The sequence below is a fragment of the Pseudomonas sp. NBRC 100443 genome, from assembly GCF_030268185.1.
Lineage (GTDB): Bacteria > Pseudomonadota > Gammaproteobacteria > Pseudomonadales > Pseudomonadaceae > Pseudomonas > Pseudomonas citronellolis.
On record NZ_BSQE01000004.1, the window covers coordinates 285714 to 303682 of the forward strand.

17 protein-coding genes are annotated in these 17969 nt (G+C 69.9%); 7 read left to right on the forward strand and 10 right to left on the reverse strand.

Annotated elements, in window-relative coordinates; genetic code table 11:
• Nucleotides 1–100 precede the first annotated feature (100 nt).
• From QSJ95_RS07580 to ada, 6 genes are all read right to left on the reverse strand, one after another.
• Nucleotides 101–835: an amino acid ABC transporter ATP-binding protein gene (locus tag QSJ95_RS07580; RefSeq protein WP_009615999.1), complete on the reverse strand. Its 735-nt coding sequence runs from the start codon at nt 833–835 to the stop codon at nt 101–103.
• On the reverse strand, nt 832–1500 hold the full coding sequence (locus tag QSJ95_RS07585; RefSeq protein ID WP_173427889.1) for an amino acid ABC transporter permease: 669 nt from the start codon (nt 1498–1500) through the stop codon (nt 832–834). The genes QSJ95_RS07580 and QSJ95_RS07585 overlap by 4 nt, the downstream gene beginning before the upstream one ends.
• On the reverse strand, nt 1497–2243 hold the full coding sequence (locus QSJ95_RS07590) for an amino acid ABC transporter permease (RefSeq protein WP_009616001.1): 747 nt from the start codon (nt 2241–2243) through the stop codon (nt 1497–1499). The genes QSJ95_RS07585 and QSJ95_RS07590 overlap by 4 nt, the downstream gene beginning before the upstream one ends.
• 186 nt (nt 2244–2429) lie before the next feature.
• Nucleotides 2430–3338 carry a glutamate/aspartate ABC transporter substrate-binding protein gene (locus QSJ95_RS07595; protein WP_058070656.1) on the reverse strand — a complete coding sequence of 303 codons (909 nt, stop codon included), beginning with the start codon at nt 3336–3338 and terminating at the stop codon, nt 2430–2432.
• Between the two features lie 456 nt (nt 3339–3794).
• Entirely contained in the window at nt 3795–4436 is a 642-nt protein-coding gene (locus tag QSJ95_RS07600; protein WP_285641271.1) for a phosphatase PAP2 family protein, read from the reverse strand.
• Nucleotides 4437–4517: 81 nt separating this feature from the next.
• Nucleotides 4518–5576, reverse strand: a complete 1059-nt coding sequence (ada, locus tag QSJ95_RS07605; RefSeq protein WP_009616004.1) for a bifunctional DNA-binding transcriptional regulator/O6-methylguanine-DNA methyltransferase Ada — start codon at nt 5574–5576, stop codon at nt 4518–4520.
• Nucleotides 5577–5698: 122 nt separating this feature from the next.
• Between ada and QSJ95_RS07610 the strand changes: the two genes are divergently transcribed.
• From QSJ95_RS07610 to QSJ95_RS07630, 5 genes are all read left to right on the forward strand, one after another.
• Nucleotides 5699–8062 (forward strand): ATP-binding protein, encoded by a 2364-nt coding sequence (locus tag QSJ95_RS07610; RefSeq protein ID WP_285641274.1) that lies wholly within the window; start codon nt 5699–5701, stop codon nt 8060–8062.
• A gap of 19 nt (nt 8063–8081) precedes the next feature.
• A complete protein-coding gene (locus QSJ95_RS07615; RefSeq protein ID WP_024128460.1) occupies nt 8082–9263 on the forward strand; it encodes a response regulator in 1182 nt (393 codons plus the stop codon).
• 92 nt (nt 9264–9355) lie between these two features.
• Nucleotides 9356–10249: a PA4780 family RIO1-like protein kinase gene (locus tag QSJ95_RS07620; RefSeq protein WP_285641281.1), complete on the forward strand. Its 894-nt coding sequence runs from the start codon at nt 9356–9358 to the stop codon at nt 10247–10249.
• The gene (locus QSJ95_RS07625; RefSeq protein ID WP_285641342.1) at nt 10246–10797 is read left to right on the forward strand and encodes a nucleotidyltransferase family protein; all 552 of its coding nucleotides are present in this window, start codon (nt 10246–10248) and stop codon (nt 10795–10797) included. The genes QSJ95_RS07620 and QSJ95_RS07625 overlap by 4 nt, the downstream gene beginning before the upstream one ends.
• 79 nt (nt 10798–10876) lie before the next feature.
• On the forward strand, nt 10877–11767 hold the full coding sequence (locus tag QSJ95_RS07630) for an EamA family transporter (RefSeq protein WP_009616009.1): 891 nt from the start codon (nt 10877–10879) through the stop codon (nt 11765–11767).
• Nucleotides 11768–12328: 561 nt separating this feature from the next.
• Here the strand turns inward: QSJ95_RS07630 and cueR are convergent.
• The 3 genes from cueR to QSJ95_RS07645 all read right to left on the reverse strand — a co-directional run bounded on the left by cueR (nt 12329) and on the right by QSJ95_RS07645 (nt 15652).
• Nucleotides 12329–12730: a Cu(I)-responsive transcriptional regulator gene (gene cueR / locus QSJ95_RS07635; RefSeq protein WP_009616010.1), complete on the reverse strand. Its 402-nt coding sequence runs from the start codon at nt 12728–12730 to the stop codon at nt 12329–12331.
• Nucleotides 12717–15140: a heavy metal translocating P-type ATPase gene (locus tag QSJ95_RS07640; protein ID WP_285641285.1), complete on the reverse strand. Its 2424-nt coding sequence runs from the start codon at nt 15138–15140 to the stop codon at nt 12717–12719. Before QSJ95_RS07640 ends, cueR begins: the two co-directional genes overlap by 14 nt.
• 107 nt (nt 15141–15247) lie before the next feature.
• Nucleotides 15248–15652: a hypothetical protein gene (locus QSJ95_RS07645; RefSeq protein WP_009616012.1), complete on the reverse strand. Its 405-nt coding sequence runs from the start codon at nt 15650–15652 to the stop codon at nt 15248–15250.
• 151 nt (nt 15653–15803) lie between these two features.
• On the opposite strand from QSJ95_RS07645, the gene QSJ95_RS07650 reads away from it, so the two are divergent.
• A complete protein-coding gene (locus QSJ95_RS07650) occupies nt 15804–16001 on the forward strand; it encodes a heavy-metal-associated domain-containing protein (protein ID WP_009616013.1) in 198 nt (65 codons plus the stop codon).
• Here the strand turns inward: QSJ95_RS07650 and QSJ95_RS07655 are convergent.
• A complete protein-coding gene (locus QSJ95_RS07655; RefSeq protein WP_285641288.1) occupies nt 15980–16633 on the reverse strand; it encodes a TetR family transcriptional regulator in 654 nt (217 codons plus the stop codon). The two genes, QSJ95_RS07650 and QSJ95_RS07655, sit on opposite strands and share 22 nt — an antisense overlap.
• Nucleotides 16634–16781: 148 nt before the next feature.
• On the opposite strand from QSJ95_RS07655, the gene QSJ95_RS07660 reads away from it, so the two are divergent.
• The gene (locus QSJ95_RS07660; RefSeq protein WP_074985008.1) at nt 16782–17966 is read left to right on the forward strand and encodes an efflux RND transporter periplasmic adaptor subunit; all 1185 of its coding nucleotides are present in this window, start codon (nt 16782–16784) and stop codon (nt 17964–17966) included.
• Nucleotides 17967–17969 lie beyond the last annotated feature (3 nt).

Genomic DNA, 17969 nt, shown 5'->3' on the forward strand with positions numbered 1-17969 from the left:
AGTCGTCGGAAGCGGGCCAGCCCAGCGCCGGGTGTGGCGACGGGCCGGCTGGTGATGGGTATCGCTTCGCTCAACCCATCCTACGGGGCATGGGTGGGCTTCAGTGGGTGAGGATCTTGGCGAGGAACTGCCGGGCGCGCTCGGAGCGGGCTTCCAGGTCGCCGAAGAACTCTTCCTTGGCGCAGTCTTCGACGATCTGCCCGCGGTCCATGAAGATCACCCGGTCGGCCACCTTGCGGGCGAAGCCCATCTCGTGGGTCACGCACATCATGGTCATGCCTTCCTGGGCCAGCTGGACCATCACGTCGAGCACCTCGTTGACCATCTCCGGGTCCAGCGCCGAGGTCGGTTCGTCGAACAGCATCACGATCGGGTCCATGGCCAGGGCGCGGGCGATGGCCACGCGCTGCTGCTGGCCGCCGGAAAGCTGGCCGGGGTGCTTGTGGGCGTGGGCCTTGAGGCCGACGCGGTCGAGCAGCGCCAGGCCCTTCTCGGTGGCCTCGTCCTTGCCGCGGCCGAGCACCTTGACCTGGGCGATGGTCAGGTTCTCGGTGATGGTCAGGTGCGGGAACAGCTCGAAGTGCTGGAACACCATGCCCACCCGCGAGCGCAGCTTCGGCAGGTTGGTCTTCGGGTCGGCGATGGAGGTGCCATCGACCACGATGTCGCCCTTCTGGAACGGCTCCAGGGCGTTGACGCACTTGATCAGCGTCGACTTGCCCGAACCGGACGGCCCGCAGACCACCACCACTTCACCCTTGGCGACCGAGGTGCTGCAGTCGGTGAGGACCTGGAAGTCGCCGTACCACTTGTTGACGTTGTCGATGGTGATCATAGGGCTAACCCTTTCTGCAGGCGCTTGACCGCGAAGGAGGCGGTGAAGCTGACGATGAAGTAGACGAGACCGGCGAAGATCAGGAATTCGTGGGGCTGGCCGATGATGTCGCCGCGCGAGCGCGCCGCGTTGAGGAAGTCCATCAGGCCGACGGTGTAGACCAGCGAGGTGTCCTGGAACAGGATGATGCTCTGCTGCAGCAGCAGCGGGGTCATCTTGCGGAACGCCTGGGGCAGGATGATCAGCCGCATGCACTGGCCGTAGGTCATGCCCAGGGCTTGCGCCGCGCCCATCTGGCCTTTCGGGATGGCCTGGATGCCGGCGCGGACGATCTCGCAGAAGTACGCCGCCTCGAACATCACGAAGGCCACCAGGCAGCTGGTGAAGGCGCCCACCGGGGTGTCGCTGCCGGTGATCCAGCGCAGGATGTAGGGCACCGCCAGGTAGAACCAGGTGATCACCAGCAGCAGCGGGATGGAGCGGAAGTAGTTGACGTAGAAGCCGGCGAGGTTGCTCAGCAGGCGGTTGTGGGACAGCCGCATCAGCGCCAGCAGGGTGCCCAGCACCACGCCGCCGAGCACGCCCAGGCCGGTCAGCTGCAGGGTCATGGCCATGCCGTCCCACAGGCCCGGCAGCGCCGGGACGATCGAGCCGAAGTCCATCATTTGCCTCCCACGGAAATCAGCCCGGGCAGCGCGACCTTGCGCTCGACCAGGCGCATGAACAGCATCAGGCTCATGTTCAGGGTGAAGTAGATCGCCGTGGCCAGGGTGAAGGCCTCGAACAGGTTGGCGCTGAACTCGGCGGTCTGCTTGGTCTGCGCCAGCAGCTCCATGAGGCCGATCAGCGAGGCCACCGAGGAGTTCTTGAAGATGTTGAGGAACTCCGAGGTCAGCGGCGGGATGATGATGCGCAAGGCCTGCGGCAGCAGCACGTAGCGGTACACCTGCGGCAGGCTGAAGCCCATGGCGCGGCCGGCGGCGACCTGCCCCCCGGGCAGCGCCTGGATGCCGGTGCGCACCTGCTCGCAGACGCGCGCGGCGGTGAACAGGCCCAGGCACACCACGACGCTGACGAAGGCCGAGGTCTCCGGTGCCAGGCCGAGCTTGAACCAGTCCTGCAGCGGCTGCGGCAGCAGGTCCGGGACCAGGAAGTACCAGATGAACAGCTGCACCAGCAGCGGCACGTTGCGGAACAGCTCGACGTAGCCGGTGCCGATGGCCGACAGCCAGCGGTTCGGCACGGTGCGCAGCACGCCCAGCACCAGGCCCAGCGCCAGGGCGAGGAGCCAGGCAGTGAGGGCGACGGCGATGGTCCAGCCCAGGCCGGCGATGTACCAGTCCAGGTAGATCTCGTCGCCGATCCCGGTGGACTTGAAGAACACGCCCCAGTCCCAGTTGTAGTTCATGAAGGTTGCCCTCGATGGCCCCGTGCGGGGCGTCGAAACGGCCGGAACGCGGCGCGCAGGCGCCTGCGCCCGTGGGTGGCGGGCGTGTTCCGGTGGTGGATCGGGAAGGAGGGGGAGGCCGGGAGCGCCGCTGGCGCTCCCGTTCCCCGCCCGGCCGCGCCTCGTGAGCGCGGCCGGGCGCCACCCTTACATCTGCTCGGCAGACTTGTCGGTGGGACTGGCGATCAGCTTCTTGAGCGTGTCGCTCATCGGGAATTCGAGGTTCAGGCCCTTGGGCGGCACCGGCTGGGTGAACCACTTGGCGTAGATGTCGTTGATCTGCCCGGAGGCGAAGGTGTCGGCGATGGCCTTGTCGACCACTTTCTTGAAGCCCTCGTCGCCCTTGCGCACCATGCAGCCGTAGATTTCATAGGACTGCGGGGTGCCGACCACCGCCCAGTCGTCGGGCTTGCGGGCCTTGGCCATTTCGCCGTAGAGCAGCGCGTCGTCCATCATGAAGGCCACGGCGCGGCCGGATTCGAGCATCAGGAAGGACTCGCCGTGGTCCTTGGCCGAGATGATGTTCATGCCCATCTTCTTCTCGGCGTTCATCGACTTGAGCAGGCGCTCGGAGGTGGTGCCGGCGGTGGTCACCACGTTCTTGCCCTTGAGATCGGCGAAGTCGCTGATGCCGCTGGTCTTCCTGGTCAGCAGGCGGGTGCCCACCTCGAAGATGCCGAGGGAGAAGTCGACCTGCTTCTGGCGCTCCAGGTTATTGGTGGTGGAGCCGCACTCGATGTCCACGGTGCCGTTCTGCACCAGCGGGATGCGCGTCTGCGAGGTGACCAGGTTGTAGCGCACCTTGAGGTCGGGCATGCCCAGTTCCTGCTTGACTGCCTCGACCACCTTCAGCTGCAGGTCGTGGGAATAGCCCACCGGCTGGCGCGGGTCGTCGGCCAGGTAGGAGAAGGGGATGGAGGCGTCACGGTGGCCGAGGACGATGGTGCCGGAATCCTTGATCTTCTTCAGGGTGCCGGTGAGTTCCTCGGAAAGGGCCGGAGTGGCGAACAGGGCGGCGACGATGGCCACGCCCAGCACACGGGGTGCGATACGCATTGATGCTTCCTCGACTTGTTCTGGTTGTTGTCGATCCTGCGGCAGGCGTACCCGGCGGCGGGCCCTCCTGGCGGCCGGCGGGCAAGCGCGGCGCTGCCGCATGCTCACGGGGAAGCAATGGAGCAGGGACCGTGCCAGTCCCTGGATTTTATTTTAAGTGATTGAATTTAAAGGATTTATATTCAGTGTCGGCGGGCCGTTGGCGAGACGGGTGTTCGGACTGCCGAATAGACGCCGTTCGCGCGTTCGGTTTTCCGAACGCTCACGCCGCTCCCTTGTAGGAGCGCGCCCTGCGCGCGAATCGCGGGCAGGGCCCGCTCCTACGAAGAGCGCGCCAGCGCGGTCTGTAAGGGAGGCAGGGTATTTCACCGTAGGATGGGTTGAGCGAAGCGATACCCATCACCGTGGCCCGATGGGTTTCGCAGGCTCAACCCATCCTGCGAAGCGCATCTCGGCTCAGGCCGCTGGCGTCTGCTGGGCGTCCAGGCGATGGAAGCCACCCCACTCGCCGCGCTTGAACGGCTTGTCGCGGTCGGCCATGTAGGCGGCGATGCGTTCGAGCATCTGGTGGGTGGGCGCGCGCACGCCGGTCACGCCCTGCAGCGAGGCCAGCAGCAGGACGAGGGCCAGCAGCACGGGCGACAGCGACGGCAGGCGGCGCTGCGTCAGGCAGAGGAAGGCGCCGCTGGCGGCCAGGCCCACGGCCAGCCCGCTGTAGACTTCCGCCGGCGAATGGACGTTGATCTGCAGCCGCGACACGCCCACCAGCACCGCCAGCACGGCGCCGCCGGCCGCGGCGGCCAGGCGCCAGGCGGGGCGGGCGGGCAGCAGCAGGCTGCAGAGCACCGGCAGGACGCTGGCGGCCATCATGCTGTGGCCGGACAGCCCGGTGAAGTTCCACGCCGGAATACCGATGCCCCAGCCCATGAAGGCCAGCTTGGAGACCAGGGTGACGCCGGCGGCCAGGCCGAACAGCAGCAGCCAGCAGTTGGCGTTGTACGTTTCCCGGCGCAGCAGCAACCAGGCATAGATGAACAGCGCGCAGGGCAGCAGCAGCGAGCTGTCGCCGAAACGGGTGATGAGGTTCCAGAGGGTCATGGGGCTTGCAGGCGGTCCATCGAGGGGCCGAACCATAGCACAGCGAGGGCTCTGCCATGGGCCCGGCCGATCGGAGGCGGCTCAGGCCGGTTCGTCCTGCTGCGCCGCCTGGTCCTCGCGGCGCAGCAGCTCGCGCTTGCGCTCCAGGCCCCAGCGGTAGCCGCCGCTGCCGCCGTCGGCGGCCACCACCCGGTGGCAGGGCACCAGCAGCCCCACCGGGTTGCTGGCACAGGCGCGGGCGATGGCCCGGGGATGGCTGTGCAACTGCTCGGCCAGTTCGCCGTAGCGCCGCGTCTGGCCGCTGGGAATCTGCGCCAGGGCGCGCCAGACGCGCAGCTGGAAGGCGCTGCCGTGCAGGTCCAGGGGCAGGCCGGCGGCGCGTTCGGGCTGCTCCAGCTGGCGCAGCACCCGGCCCAGCCAGTCGCCCAGGCCGGCGTCGTCGCGCTGCAGTTCGGCGGCGGCGAAGCGCTGGCGGAGTTCCGCCTCCAGCTGCTCCGGCGCGTCGCCGAACAGCAGGGCGCAGACGCCCCGCGGGCTGGCGGCCAGCAGCACCTGGCCGAGCGGGCAGGGGGCGATGGCATAGCGCAGCCGGGTGCCGGCGCCTTTCTGCCGGCGTTGCGCCGGGCTCAGCGCGGTGGGCGCCTCGTAGAGCGCGCGGGTGCCGGAATAGCCCGCCTCCAGGGCGGCATCGAGCACCGAGCGCGCCTGCGGCAGGGCGGCGGCCAGGCGCTGCTGGCGGCGGGCCTCGGCCCAGGCGCGCGGCGTCAGGCCGGTGCGCGCCTTGAAGGCGCGGGCCAGGTGCGAGGCCGAGAGGCCGATGCGCGCGGCCAGTTCGTCCATGGTCAACGGGCGCTCGGCCTGCTCCAGCAACTGGCAGGCGGCGGCGACCAGGGCGTCCAGGCGCTGCGCCGGGCTCTCGCCGTCGGGCGTGCAGCGCTTGCACGGGCGGAAGCCCGCGGCTTCGGCGGCCGCCGCGTCGGCGTGGAAGCGCACGTTGGCGCGGCTCGGCCGCCGTGCCGGGCAGCTCGGCCGGCAATAGACGCCGGTGGAGCGAACGGAAAACACGAAACGCTGGTCGAAGCCCGCGTCACGCTCGCAGACCGCCTGCCAGCAGCGTTCGTCATCGGGAAGTGGGGGCATGGCGCTCTCCAGGGAGGACCGGGTACATGGGGAAATTGTCGGCGTCACCCGGCGGGCGGGCAATCCGTAATCGCTTTTCAAACTGCCGGCTACGCTTGCAGGAGGTCCGTCGAGAGCCCGCCATGCCCTGCCGCCGACTCCTTAGCCATTGCCTGCTGCTCTGCCTCCTGCTGTGCCCGCCGCTGTGGGGCGCGGAACTGGCGCTCAGCGGCCACGAACGCAGTTGGCTGGAGGCCCACCCGACGCTGCGGGTGGGCATTTCCCGCGATGGCTGGCCGCCGTTCGAGATGGTCGACGCCCAGGGCGGGTTCCAGGGCATCAGCGCCGACTACCTGAACCAGGTCGCCCAGCGCCTGGGCCTGCAGTTGCAGACGCAGACCTTCGACGACTGGGCGCAGGTGATCGAAGCGGCGCGCAAGGGCGAGGTCGACCTGCTGCCGACCGTGGCGCGCTCGCCCGAGCGCGAGCGCTTCCTCGCCTTCAGCCAGCCCTACCTGAGCACCAGCAGCCTGATCTTCGCCCGCCGCGACAGCAACGTGCGGGTGCTCGACGACCTCTCCGGCAAGCGCGTGGCCGTGGAGCGCGACTTCGCCGTGCACGACCTGCTGCGCACGGCGGTGCCGGGGGTGGCCTTCGTCATCGTCGACGACACCGCCGAAGCCCTCAAGGCCGTGGCTTCCGGGCGCGCCGACGCCTACGTGGGCAATCTCATCTCGACCAACTACCTGATCGGCCAGCTCAACCTGAGCAACCTGGAGGTGCGCGGCGACAGCGGCCTGGACAACAGCCAGGTGCGCTTCGCCGTGCGCCGCGAGCTGGCGCCCCTGGTGCCGCTGCTCGACCGCGCCCTGGCCAGCATCGACGACGGCGAGCAGGAGCGCATCCGCCAGCGCTGGCTGCCGCAGATCGACGCCTTCGACTGGATGCAGCTGCTGCAGGCGGCCTGGCCCTACGTGGCGGGCTTCTTCGCCCTGCTCGCCTTCGTCCTGGTCTGGAACCGCCGCCTGCAGATCCAGGTGGCCGAGCGCGCCCGCGCCGAGGCCGAGGAGCACCGCCAGCGGCGCACCCTGCTGGCGCTGATCAACGCCATCCCCGACCCCATCTGGTTCAAGGACACCGAAGGCCGCTACCTGGGCGCCAACCACGCCTTCGCCGAATGCCTGGGGCTGCCGGCCGAGGAGGTGATCGGGCGCAGCGACGCCCAGCTGTTCAGCGACGCCGCCAGCGCCGGCCGCGGCGAGCGCGACCGCCAGGCGCTGTCGGCCAGCCAGCCGTTCGCCAGCGAGGGCTGGGTGGTCTACCCGGATGGCCGGCGGGTGCTGTTCGACACCCTGCGCAGCGCCTTCCACGACGACCACGGCGCGCTGCTCGGGCTGGTCGGGGTGAGCCGCGACATCACCGCGCGCAAGGCCACCGAGGAAGCCCTGGCCCAGGCCCGCGACCTGGCCGAGCAGGCGGCGCGGCTGAAGAGCGAGTTCCTGGCCAACGTCAGCCACGAGATCCGCACCCCGCTGAACATCATCATCGGCCTGGCGCACCTGCTCGAACAGACCGCCCTGGACCCGCAGCAGCGCGACTACCTGGGCAAGATCCAGGGCTCGGGCCAGTACCTGCTGGAGCTGATCAGCGACATCCTCGACCTGTCCAAGGTGGAGGCCGGGCGCCTGGAGTTCGAGCACCTGGACTTCGACCTGGAGCGCCTGCTCGGCGAGCTGGTCGACCTGCTGGCGATCCGCGCCGCGGGCAAGGGCCTGAGCCTGGAATGCCACATCGACCCGCGGCTGCCCTCGCACCTGCTGGGCGACTCGCTGCGCCTGCGGCAGATTCTGATGAACTACGGCAACAACGCGCTCAAGTTCACCGAGCACGGCTCCCTGGAGCTGGAAGTGCGCCTGGACATGCAGGCCGGCGACGAGGACTGGCTGTACTTCGGCCTGCGCGACACCGGCATCGGCATCAGCCCGGCGCAGCAGGAGCGCCTGTTCGAATCCTTCCGCCAGGCCGACAACTCCATCACCCGGCGCTACGGCGGCTCGGGCCTGGGGCTGGCGATCTGCAAGCGCCTGGCCGAGGCCATGGGCGGCGAGGTCGGGGTGGAAAGCGAGCCGGACAAGGGCAGCCTGTTCTGGTGCCGCCTGCCCCTGGGCCACGTGGAGGACGCGCGGCCCATCGACCTGTCGCGCATCCTGCGCTCGCCCTCGACGGCGCCGCCGCTGCTGGAGGCGCCAGAACCGGCGGGGCCGCCGACGGTCGAACTGCCGGCGGCCGAGCGCCAGCAGGCCGAGCAGGTGGTGCGCCGCCTGGCGCACCTGCTGGCTGCCGACGACCCGCGCGCCGGACGGCTGGTCGGCGAGCGCGCGGGCCTGCTGCGCAGTATCTTCAATGACGGGTACGACGAAGTCGCGGCGAGCATCCGTCGCTTCGAGTTCGAGCGGGCCCTGGAAAAACTGCTGGTGTTGTCGCGCGAGCGCGACATCCGCATCTGAGCGCAAGAGGGGTGGAACCTTGGACAGCATGCTGGACCGACCGGACCAGGAAGTGATCCTGGTGGTCGACGACCAACCGGACAACCTCATGCTCATGAGCGAGCTGCTCATGGGCCAGTACCAGGTGCGCGTCGCCGGCAGCGGCGCCAAGGCCCTGCGCCTGGCCGCCAGCGAGCCGCGGCCGGACCTGGTGCTGCTCGACATCATGATGCCGGAGATGGACGGCTACGAAGTCTGCCGCCAGCTCAAGGCCGACCCGCTGACCGCCGAGATCCCGGTGATCTTCCTCACCGGCATGGTCAGCACCGCCGACGAGCAGCGCGGCCTGGACCTGGGCGCGGTGGACTACATCACCAAGCCGATCAGCCCGCCGGTGACCCTGGCGCGCATCCGCGCGCACCTCAAGCTCAAGGCCAACGCCGACTTCCTGCGCGACAAGAGCGAATACCTGGAGCTGGAAGTGCGCCGCCGCAGCCGCGAACTGCAGGCCGCCCAGGACGCCACCCTGGAAGCCATGGCCACCCTCTGCGACCTGCGCGACAACCCGCACAGCCGCCACCTGCTGCGCATCGAGCAGTACATGCGCCTGCTCGCCGACGCCCTGGCCCGGCGCGAAGGCGAGGCCGGCGGCCTGGACCTGGAGCAGATCGAACTGCTGGCGCGCTCGGCGCAGCTGCATGACATCGGCAAGGTGGCGGTGCCCGACCGCGTGCTGCTCAACCCCGGCCAGCTCAGCCCCGAGGACCAGCTGCTGATGCAGAGCCACACGCGCATCGGCCACGACGCCCTGGCCGCCGCCGAACGCCGCCTGGGCAGCCCGGCGGAATTCCTGCGCTACGCCAAGGAGATCGCCTACGGCCACCACGAACGCTGGGACGGCAGCGGCTACCCGCGGGGCCTGCGCGGCGAGCAGATTCCGCTGTCGGCACGGTTGCTGGCGCTGATCGACTGCTACGACGAGCTGACCAGCCGCCATCCCTACCACGCGACCCTCGCGCCGGACGAGGCCCGCCAGCAGATCCTCGCCGCCAGCGGCAGCCACTTCGACCCGCAGGTGGTGGAGGCCTTCGCCGAGGTCGCCGACGGCTTCGCCGCCATCGCCATCCGCTACGCCGACGACGCCCAGGCCCTGGGCAGCGAGATCGAGCGCATGGCCGACGCCCTGGGCGAAAGCATCGAAATGACCACGACGCCACCATGATTCCGGCGGTCGGTGCTGGGCGTCACCCGGCGCATGTCGTATAAGGAGCGGCTGCGGCCGCTTGGGCCGGACAAGAACGACGACGGAGCCTGATGAAGACACCCAAACGCATAGAGCCGCTGATCGAGGACGGCCTGGTCGACGAAGTCATACGCCCGCTGATGAGCGGCAAGGAAGCGGCGGTCTACGTGGTGCGCTGCGGCGAGCAGCTGCGCTGCGCCAAGGTCTACAAGGAGGCCAACAAGCGCAGTTTCCGCCAGGCCGCGGAATACCAGGAGGGCCGCAAGGTGCGCAACAGCCGCCAGGCCCGGGCCATGGCCAAGGGCTCGCGCTACGGCCGGCGCGAGCAGGAGGAGGCCTGGCAGAACGCCGAGGTGGCGGCGCTGTTCCGCCTGGCCAACGCCGGGGTGCGGGTGCCCAAGCCCTACGACTTCCTCGACGGCGTGCTGCTGATGGAAATGGTCGCCGACGAATACGGCGAGGCCGCGCCGCGCCTCAACGACGTGGTGCTGGAGCCGGAGCAGGCGCGCGAGTACCACGATTTCCTCATCCGCCAGATCGTCATGATGCTCTGCGCCGGGCTGGTGCACGGCGACCTCTCGGAATTCAACGTGCTGCTCGGCCCCGACGGCCCGGTGATCATCGACCTGCCCCAGGCGGTGGATGCGGCGGCCAACAACCACGCCTTGCGCATGCTCGAACGCGACGTCGGCAACATGGCCGCCTACTTCGGCCAGTTCGCCCCGGAGCTCAAGGACACCCGCTACGCCAAGGAAATGTGGGCGCTGTTCGAAGACGGCAAGCTGCAGCCGGACACCCCGCTGACCGGCCATTTCGACGAGCCGGAAGAGGAAGCCGACGTCGATGCGGTGATGCGCGAGATCGCCGCCGCCCTGCGCGAGCAGGAGCGCCGCGAGGCGGCCCGCGCCGAGCAGGATGGCCCGCCGCGCGCCGAGGAGCCGCCGCCACCTCCGTGGCTGCAGTGAGCCCGCAGGCGGCGCGCCTGATCGCTCTGCTCGCCGCCTGCCCGCAACGCCTGGACCTGCTGTGCGCCCTGCGCGACTACGGCCCGCCCGGCGCCTGGATCGGCGCCGGCTTCGTGCGCAACGCCGTCTGGGACCACCTGCACGGGCTAGCCCCCGGCCCGCTGGCGGACGTGGACGTGCTGTACTTCGACGCCCGCTGCCTGCGGGCCGAGGCCGACGAAGCCTTCGAGCGACGCCTGGCCCGGGCCTGCCCGCAGGCGCCCTGGTCGGTGCGCAACCAGGCGCGCATGCACCTGCGCAACGGCGATGCGCCCTATGCGGATGTCGCCGACGCCATGCGCCATTGGCCGGAAGTCTGCACCGCGGTGGCGGTGCGCCTCGCCGACCAGGGCCTGGAGCTGCTGGCGCCGCAGGGCCTGGACGACCTGTTCGAACTGCGCGTTCGCCCCACCGAACATTTCCGCAACAAGCCCGAGGTCTACCGCCAGCGCCTGCGGGGCAAGGACTGGACGCGGCGCTGGCCGCAGTTGCGCATCGAACTGTCCTGATGCATTTGCGCGGCAACTGTGTACATACAGCCCGCCGCGGCCCTGCTAGCGTGGCCCGATCCCACCCGGAAGCACCGCCATGCCCTTGCCGCACGTCCTCCTCGCCCTGCTGGTCACGCTGATCTGGGGCGTCAACTTCGTCATCATCAAGGTCGGCCTGCACGACTTCCCGCCGCTGCTGTTCTGCGCCCTGCGCTTCGCCCTGGCGGCGCTGCCGCTGGTATTCCTGCGCGGGCCGCTGCCGGCGCCGTTCTGGCGCATCGTGCAGATCGGCGTGCTGCTGGGGGTGGTCAAGTTCGGCCTGCTGTTCGTCGGCATGCACCTGGGCATGCCCGCCGGCCTGTCGTCCCTGGTGCTGCAGAGCCAGGTGTTCTTCACCGTGCTGATCGCCGCCGCCTTCCTCGGCGAACGCCCCAGCGCCCGCGCCCTGGCCGGCCTCGCCCTGGCCGCCGGCGGCCTGCTGCTGATCGGCCTGGAACGCCCCCTGGGCGACAGCCTGCTGGCCTTCGCCCTGGTGATGGCCGCGGCCCTGGCCTGGGCCTTCTCCAACATCGCCACCAAGCGCTCCGGGGCCAGCGACATGCTGCGCCTGATCAGCTGGGTGAGCCTGATCCCGCCGTTGCCGCTGCTGGTCCTGTCGTGGATTTTCGAAGGCCCGCAAGCCATCTCGACGGCGCTGACCGGTATCAGTTGGGAAGGCATGGGCGCGCTGCTGTACATCGCCTTCCTCGCCACCACCGTGGGCTTCGGCCTGTGGAGCTTCCTGCTGCGCCGCTACCCGGCCAGCCAGGTCACCCCCTTCGCCCTGGCGGTGCCGGTCTCCGGCCTGCTGTCCGGCTGGCTGCTGCTGGGCGAACGACTCACCGCCCAGGACTGGCTGGCCTGCGCGCTGGTCTTCGTGGGGCTGGCGGTGACGGTGCTGCCGGCGTCGTTGTGGCGGCGCGGGGCGGTGGCGCAGGTGCGTGGCTGACCTTGGTTCAGGGCCAGGCCTTATGGTGATGGTGTGGTGAGGTTGCTCTGGTGCTGGCCCTGAAGAGCGCCCTCTCCCTAACCCTCTCCCTGAAGGGAGAGGGGACCGTTCGGTGCGATCTGGTTTTCCCGAGTCAGCCGGCAAGCGCGGTGGTTTCCGGCTGAAACTATGCCTGCTCTCGGCACGGCCTAGCCCCCTCTCCCTTCAGGGAGAGGGCTGGGGAGAGGGAGCGGAGTCAATCCGAAACACAGCTGCTGCCGGTAAACACCGTTCGCGAGCAAGCTCGCTCCTACGGGGAAATGCTGTGCTTCATGTGGACGTAGGGCGAATAACGCGAAGCGTTATCCGCCGATCGGATGGCCATGGAGTTCAGGATGGCGGCGTATAACCGCGAACGGTTATACGCCCTACCGCCGATCAACCATAGGAGGAACGCCGTCGTAGGATGGGTTGAGCGAAGCGATACCCATCGCCGCGACCGCATGGGTTTCGCAAGCTCAACCCATCCTACGAAGAGCACCTCGGCGCAGCCGGCAAGACCGTTGGGACAGCAGGGGGACTTCAGTGACAGCAACTCCCCGACTCCAGGTCCTTGAGGATCGGGCAGTCCGGGCGGTGGTCGCCCTGGCAGTGGTCGTGGAGTTCCTGCAGGGTGTCGCGCAGGGCGCTGAGTTCGGCGATCTTGCGTTCCAGTTCGGCGATGTGCTGGCCGGTCAGGGCCTTGACGTCGGCGCTGGCGCGCTGGCGGTCCTGCCAGAGGGCTAGCAGGCGGCCGACTTCTTCCAGGGAGAAGCCGAAGTCCCGCGAGCGGCGGATGAAGGCCAGGCGGTGCAGGTCCTGCTCGCTGTAGTGGCGGTAGCCGCTGGCGCTGCGGCCGGCCGGGGCGAGCAGGCCTATGGATTCGTAGTAGCGGATCATCTTCGCCGACAGGCCGCTCTTCTTCGCCGCTTCACCGATGTTCATCGCCGTCTCCCTTTGCGTTGGCGCCGTGCGCCGGTTTCCAGCGCTTGAGCAGCAGGGCGTTGCTCACCACGCTGACGCTGGAGGCGGCCATGGCGGCGCCGGCGACCATCGGGTTGAGCAGGCCGAAGGCGGCCAGGGGCACACCGACCAGGTTGTAGATGAAGGCCCAGAACAGGTTCTGGCGGATCTTCGCGTAGGTGCGCCGGGCGATGTCCAGGGCCTCGGGGACCAGCCGCGGGTCGCCGCGCATCAGGGTGATGCCGGCGGCGTGCATGGCCACGTCGGTGCCGCCGCCCATGGCGATGCCGACGTCCGCCGCGGCCAGCGCCGGGGCGTCGTTGATGCCGTCGCCGACCATCGCCACCACCTTGCCGCCGCTCCTGAGTTGCGCCACCACCGCGGCCTTGTCCGCCGGCAGCACTTCGGCGTGGACGTCGTCCAGGCCCAGCGCTTCGGCCACCACCCGCGCGCTGCCGCGGTTGTCGCCGGTGATCAGGTGGCTGTCGATGCCGCGCTCGCGCAATGCCCGTACCGCCTCGGCGGCGCCGGGCTTGAGGCTGTCGCCGAAGGCGAACAGGCCGAGCAGGCGCGGCTGCGGCTGCAGTTCCAGCAGCCAGGACAGGGTGCGGCCCTGGCCTTCCCATTCCGTGGCGCTGGCCTGCAGTTCGCCGGCGGCCAGGCCCTGTTCGTCGAGCAGGCGGCGGTTGCCCAGGGCCAGCAGGCGCTCGCCGACCTGGCCCTGGATGCCGCGCCCGGCCAGGGCCTGGCTGTGGCTCACGAGGGGCACGCGCAGGTGCTGCTCGGCGCAGGCGCTGAGCACCGCCTTGGCCAGCGGGTGGTCGCTGCCGCGCTGCAGGGCGCCGGCCAGGGCCAGGGCGGCGTCGGGTTCGCCTTCGGCCACGGCGAAGTGGACCAGGCTGGGCGTGCCCGAGGTGAGGGTGCCGGTCTTGTCGAAGGCCACGGCGCTCACCGCGTGGGCCACTTCCAGGGCCTCGGCGTCCTTGATCAGGATGCCGTGGCGCGCGGCCACGCCGGTGCCGGCCATGATCGCCGTTGGCGTGGCCAGGCCCAGGGCGCAGGGGCAGGCGATGACCAGCACGGCCACGGCGTTGATCAGTGCGGTTTCCACGCCGGCGCCGGCCAGCAGCCAGCCGGCCAGGGTGACCAGGGCGATGCCGATCACTACCGGGACGAAGACGTTGCTGACCTTATCCACCAGCTTCTGGATCGGCGCCTTGGCCGCCTGGGCGTCTTCCACCAGGCGGATGATGCGCGCCAGCACGGTTTCCCCGCCCAGGGCGGTGGCGCGGATGGTCAGCAGGCCCTCGCCGTTGATGGCCCCGCCGGTCACCTTGTCGCCCGGGGCCTTGGGCACCGGCAGGCTTTCCCCGGTGATCAGCGCCTCGTCCGCGTGGCTGCGGCCGTCGAGCACCTTGCCGTCCACCGGGAAGCGCTCGCCGGGGCGCACCAGCAGTTCGTCGCCCAGGCTCAGTTCGGCGATGGCGACGTCTTCCTCGTGGCCGTCGCGGATGCGCGTGGCGCGTTCCGGGCGCAGCGCCTCCAGGGCGCGGATGGCCGCGGCGGTCTGGCGCTTGGCGCGGCTTTCCAGGTACTTGCCGAGGAGGATCAGGGCGATCACCACGGCGCTGGCCTCGAAATACAGGTGCGGCATGGCGCCGGGGGCGGCGCTCAGCCACAGGTACAGGCTCAGGCCGTAGCCGGCGCTGGTGCCCAGGGCCACCAGCAGGTCCATGTTGCCGCTGCGGGCGCGCACCGCCTTCCACGCCGAGACGTAGAAGCGCGCGCCGATGATGAATTGCACCGGGGTGGCCAGGGCGAACTGCACCCAGGCCGGCAGCATCCAGTGCAGCCCGGCCCATTCGGCGAACATCGGCAGCACCAGGGGCACGGCCAGGACGATGGCCGTCAGCAGGAACCAGCGCTCGCGGGCCAGGCGCGCCAGGGCCGGGTCCTCGGCCGGGCGTTCGGCCTGCAGCAGGCGGGCGTGGTAGCCGGCCCTGTCCACCGCGGCGATGAGTGTGGCCGGGTCCACCGGGCCGAGCAGGTCCAGGCGGGCGCGCTCGCTGGCCAGGTTGACGCTGGCCTCGCGCACCCCGGGGACCTTCTTCAGCGCGCGCTCCACGCGGCCCACGCAGCTGGCGCAGGTCATGCCGTCGATGGCCAGCTCCAGGCTGTGGCTGGGCACCTGGTAGCCGGCGTTCTCCACCGCGGCCACCAGGGCCGGCAGTTGTTCGGGCGAGTCGACGCTCACCCGCGCCTGCTCGCTGGCCAGGTTGACGCTGGCCGCGAGCACCCCGGGCACCTTCTTCAGGGCGCGTTCGACGCGGCCGACGCAGGATGCGCAGGTCATGCCGGTCACCGGCAGGTCGAGCTCGATGGGGCTGTTCATGGACGATCCTCCTGATGTCCGCCGCCCGCTTCCGGCGGGCGCGGCGGTCACGATCCGACGATGCTGCGAGGATGAACCTTGCCACGAGGGCAAGGTCAAGCCCTCGCTCAGGGAACGTTGACCGGCGTCAGGAACAGCCCGCCCTCGCGGTAGCCGATGCGGTAGCTGCGGATCTCCCCGGCGCGCAGGCGCAGGGTCTGCGCCTGCAGTTGCTGCATGCCGTCGCGGCAGGCGCCGGTGGCGGAGACGGCGAGGCGGATGGGCACCTCGCCGGGGGACAGGTTCAGCGCCACGGTGCCCTCGGGCTGCAGGCGCGCCAGCAGTTCGCCGCGCACGTAGAGGTCGATGTCGCAGGCGCTGCCGCTCTGCAGGCCCTGGCGGCTGATGTTGAGCACGGCATAGCCGGGCGGCGGCGGCTCCTGCTGTGGCCAGGCCTGCACCGTCGGCGGGTCGGCGGCCAGGGCCAGGGCGGGCCAGAGCAGGCAGGGCAGGGCGCGGAGCAGGCGGCGCATGGGGGGCTCCCGGCAGGACTCGGATGCGCAGAGCTTGGCCGAGGGCGCCGCCGGGGGCAAGCCCGCGGCGTGGCGCCGCAGGGGGCTTGACCTTGCCACGGTGGCAAGGTCGACACTGCGCCCATCGTCAAGCCAACCGAGGAGTTCGACCATGCAAGCGTTCAGTGTGAAAGGCATGTCCTGCGGCCACTGCGTGCGGGCCATCACCCAGGCGATCCAGGCCCGCGACGGCGCCGCCGAGGTCCAGGTGGACCTGGCCGGCGGCGAGGTGCGGGTGGCCAGCCGCCTGGCGGCCGAAGAGGTGCTGGCGGCGATCCGCGAGGAGGGCTACGAGGCCGCGCTGGCCTGAGCCGCGCCGGCCTGGCTCCAGTCGCGGATCAGGCCGCGGAACAGCGGCTCGAGCAGCGCTTCGGCGTCCTGTAGCGGGTCGAACAGCTGCGGGTCGCGCAGCCAGTCGTTGATCAGCCCGTGGATCAGGCCGTGGACCGCCCGCGAGGCGGTCTTCGGCGTCACCCCGGGCAGCAGCCGCACCTGGCATTTGTCGCGGGCGAAGAGCTGCTCGCAAAGGTCGATGAACTGGCGGATGAAGGCGTTGTGGCGGAGGATCGCCTCGCGCAGTTCCTCGGTGAACTCGCAGCGCTGCATCAGGATGGTCAGCACGCGGCGCTTCTGCGCGTTCTGCGCCAGGCTGTGCACCACTTCCACGCACAGGTCGAACAGCGATTGCAGCGGGTCCACCCCGTCGCAGCCGGACAGGCGCAAGGCCAGTTGTTCCGGCGGCAGGCGCACCTGGGCTAGCAGTTCGTTGAACAGGTGGGCCTTGTTCTCGAAGTGCCAGTACACCGCCCCGCGCGTCACCCCGGCGTTGCGGGCGATCTCCTCGAGGCTGGTGCTGGAAACGCCGTTTTCCAGGAACAGCGCCTCCGCCGAGTCGAGGATCGTCTGGCGGGTCCGTTCCGAATCTTCTTTAGTTCTTCTCATGGCGCGGTTTGCTATACGGGCTAGGCTCACTGGTATTTCCGCAGTTTACTGAAATTTCGAGCGGGAACCGTGAGTTACCGGCGGATGGCAGTTATCCCCCGACAGCGTGCCGAATCGTCCTAGTCGACATTTTCCATGGAGAGGTTCTATGCCGTTCACCCCGCGCTTGCCTGCCGCCCTGGCCCTGTGGGCCCTGGTTGCCGCGCAGTCTGTCCTACCGGCCCTGGCGGACGAGGGGAGCGCGGCGCCACCGCCTCCGGAGGTCACGGTGGAAGTGGCCAAGAGCGCCAGCCTGCCGCTGAACCTCGAATACTCGGCGCGGGCGGCCGGCTACCGCGAGGTGGAGGTGCGCGCCCAGGTCAGCGGCATCCTGCAGAAGCGCACCTACGAGGAAGGCCGGCCGGTGAAGCAGGGCCAGGTGCTGTTCCAGATCGACCCGCGCCCCTACCAGGCCGCCCTCGGCCAGGCCAAGGGAGCGCTGGCCCAGGCCCAGGCGCGCTACCGCCAGACCGACCGCGACCTCAAGCGCATCCGCGAGCTGCAGCGCAAGGGCTTCGCCAGCGCCAGCGAGCTGGACCGCTACACCTCCGACTACGAGCAGGCCAAGGCCGACGTCGAGGCGGCCAAGGCCAACGTCGACGCCAAGCAGATCGACCTGGACTACACCACGGTGAAGGCGCCCATCTCCGGCATGGCCAGCAAGGAGACCCGCTCCGAGGGCAGCCTGGTCACCGCCAGCGACCCCAACACCAGCCTGCTCACCGAGCTGACCCAGCTCGACCCCATCTACGTCAACTTCGCCTATTCCGACACCGAGGCCGCGCGCCTGCGCGAGGGCGTGCAGCAGGGCCGCCTGGTGCTGCCCGAGCACGGCAAGCTGAACGCGCAGATCTTCTTCGGCGACGGCAGCCGCTATCCCATCGACGGCGTGGTGGACTTCACCGACAGCTTCGTCAACACCGGCACCGGCACCATCAACGCCCGCGCCGTGGTGCCCAACCCGGAAACCCACCTGATCCCCGGCCAGTTCGTCCGCGTGGTGGTCACCGGCATCGTCCGCAAGGCCGCGGTGACCGTGCCCGAGCGCGCCCTGGCCCAGGGGCCGCGCGGCACCTTCGTCTACGTGGTGGACAAGGACGGCTTCGCCCGCGTGCGCCAGGTGACCACCTCGCAGGTGGTCAACCAGCGCTGGATAGTCGATTCCGGCGTCGACGACGGCGACAGGGTGATCGTCGACGGCCTGCCCAAGGTCCGCCCGGACCAGCCGGTGAAGGCCGTCGAGGCGCCGGCCGCGCCGGCGCAGCAGGCCCCCGCCCAGCCAGCCCAGTCCTGAAGG

Excerpts from the sequence above, each read along its gene's own strand:
- QSJ95_RS07580 (WP_009615999.1), bottom strand. The coding sequence starts at position 835 with ATGATCACCATCGACAACGTCAACAAGTGGTACGGCGACTTCCAGGTC.
- QSJ95_RS07585 (WP_173427889.1), bottom strand. The coding sequence starts at position 1,500 with ATGATGGACTTCGGCTCGATCGTCCCGGCGCTGCCGGGCCTGTGGGAC.
- QSJ95_RS07590 (WP_009616001.1), bottom strand. The coding sequence starts at position 2,243 with ATGAACTACAACTGGGACTGGGGCGTGTTCTTCAAGTCCACCGGGATC.
- QSJ95_RS07595 (WP_058070656.1), bottom strand. The coding sequence starts at position 3,338 with ATGCGTATCGCACCCCGTGTGCTGGGCGTGGCCATCGTCGCCGCCCTG.
- QSJ95_RS07600 (WP_285641271.1), bottom strand. The coding sequence starts at position 4,436 with ATGACCCTCTGGAACCTCATCACCCGTTTCGGCGACAGCTCGCTGCTG.
- ada (WP_009616004.1), bottom strand. The coding sequence starts at position 5,576 with ATGCCCCCACTTCCCGATGACGAACGCTGCTGGCAGGCGGTCTGCGAG.
- QSJ95_RS07610 (WP_285641274.1), top strand. The coding sequence starts at position 5,699 with ATGCCCTGCCGCCGACTCCTTAGCCATTGCCTGCTGCTCTGCCTCCTG.
- QSJ95_RS07620 (WP_285641281.1), top strand. The coding sequence starts at position 9,356 with ATGAAGACACCCAAACGCATAGAGCCGCTGATCGAGGACGGCCTGGTC.
- QSJ95_RS07630 (WP_009616009.1), top strand. The coding sequence starts at position 10,877 with ATGCCCTTGCCGCACGTCCTCCTCGCCCTGCTGGTCACGCTGATCTGG.
- cueR (WP_009616010.1), bottom strand. The coding sequence starts at position 12,730 with ATGAACATCGGTGAAGCGGCGAAGAAGAGCGGCCTGTCGGCGAAGATG.
- QSJ95_RS07640 (WP_285641285.1), bottom strand. The coding sequence starts at position 15,140 with ATGAACAGCCCCATCGAGCTCGACCTGCCGGTGACCGGCATGACCTGC.
- QSJ95_RS07645 (WP_009616012.1), bottom strand. The coding sequence starts at position 15,652 with ATGCGCCGCCTGCTCCGCGCCCTGCCCTGCCTGCTCTGGCCCGCCCTG.
- QSJ95_RS07650 (WP_009616013.1), top strand. The coding sequence starts at position 15,804 with ATGCAAGCGTTCAGTGTGAAAGGCATGTCCTGCGGCCACTGCGTGCGG.
- QSJ95_RS07655 (WP_285641288.1), bottom strand. The coding sequence starts at position 16,633 with ATGAGAAGAACTAAAGAAGATTCGGAACGGACCCGCCAGACGATCCTC.
- QSJ95_RS07660 (WP_074985008.1), top strand. The coding sequence starts at position 16,782 with ATGCCGTTCACCCCGCGCTTGCCTGCCGCCCTGGCCCTGTGGGCCCTG.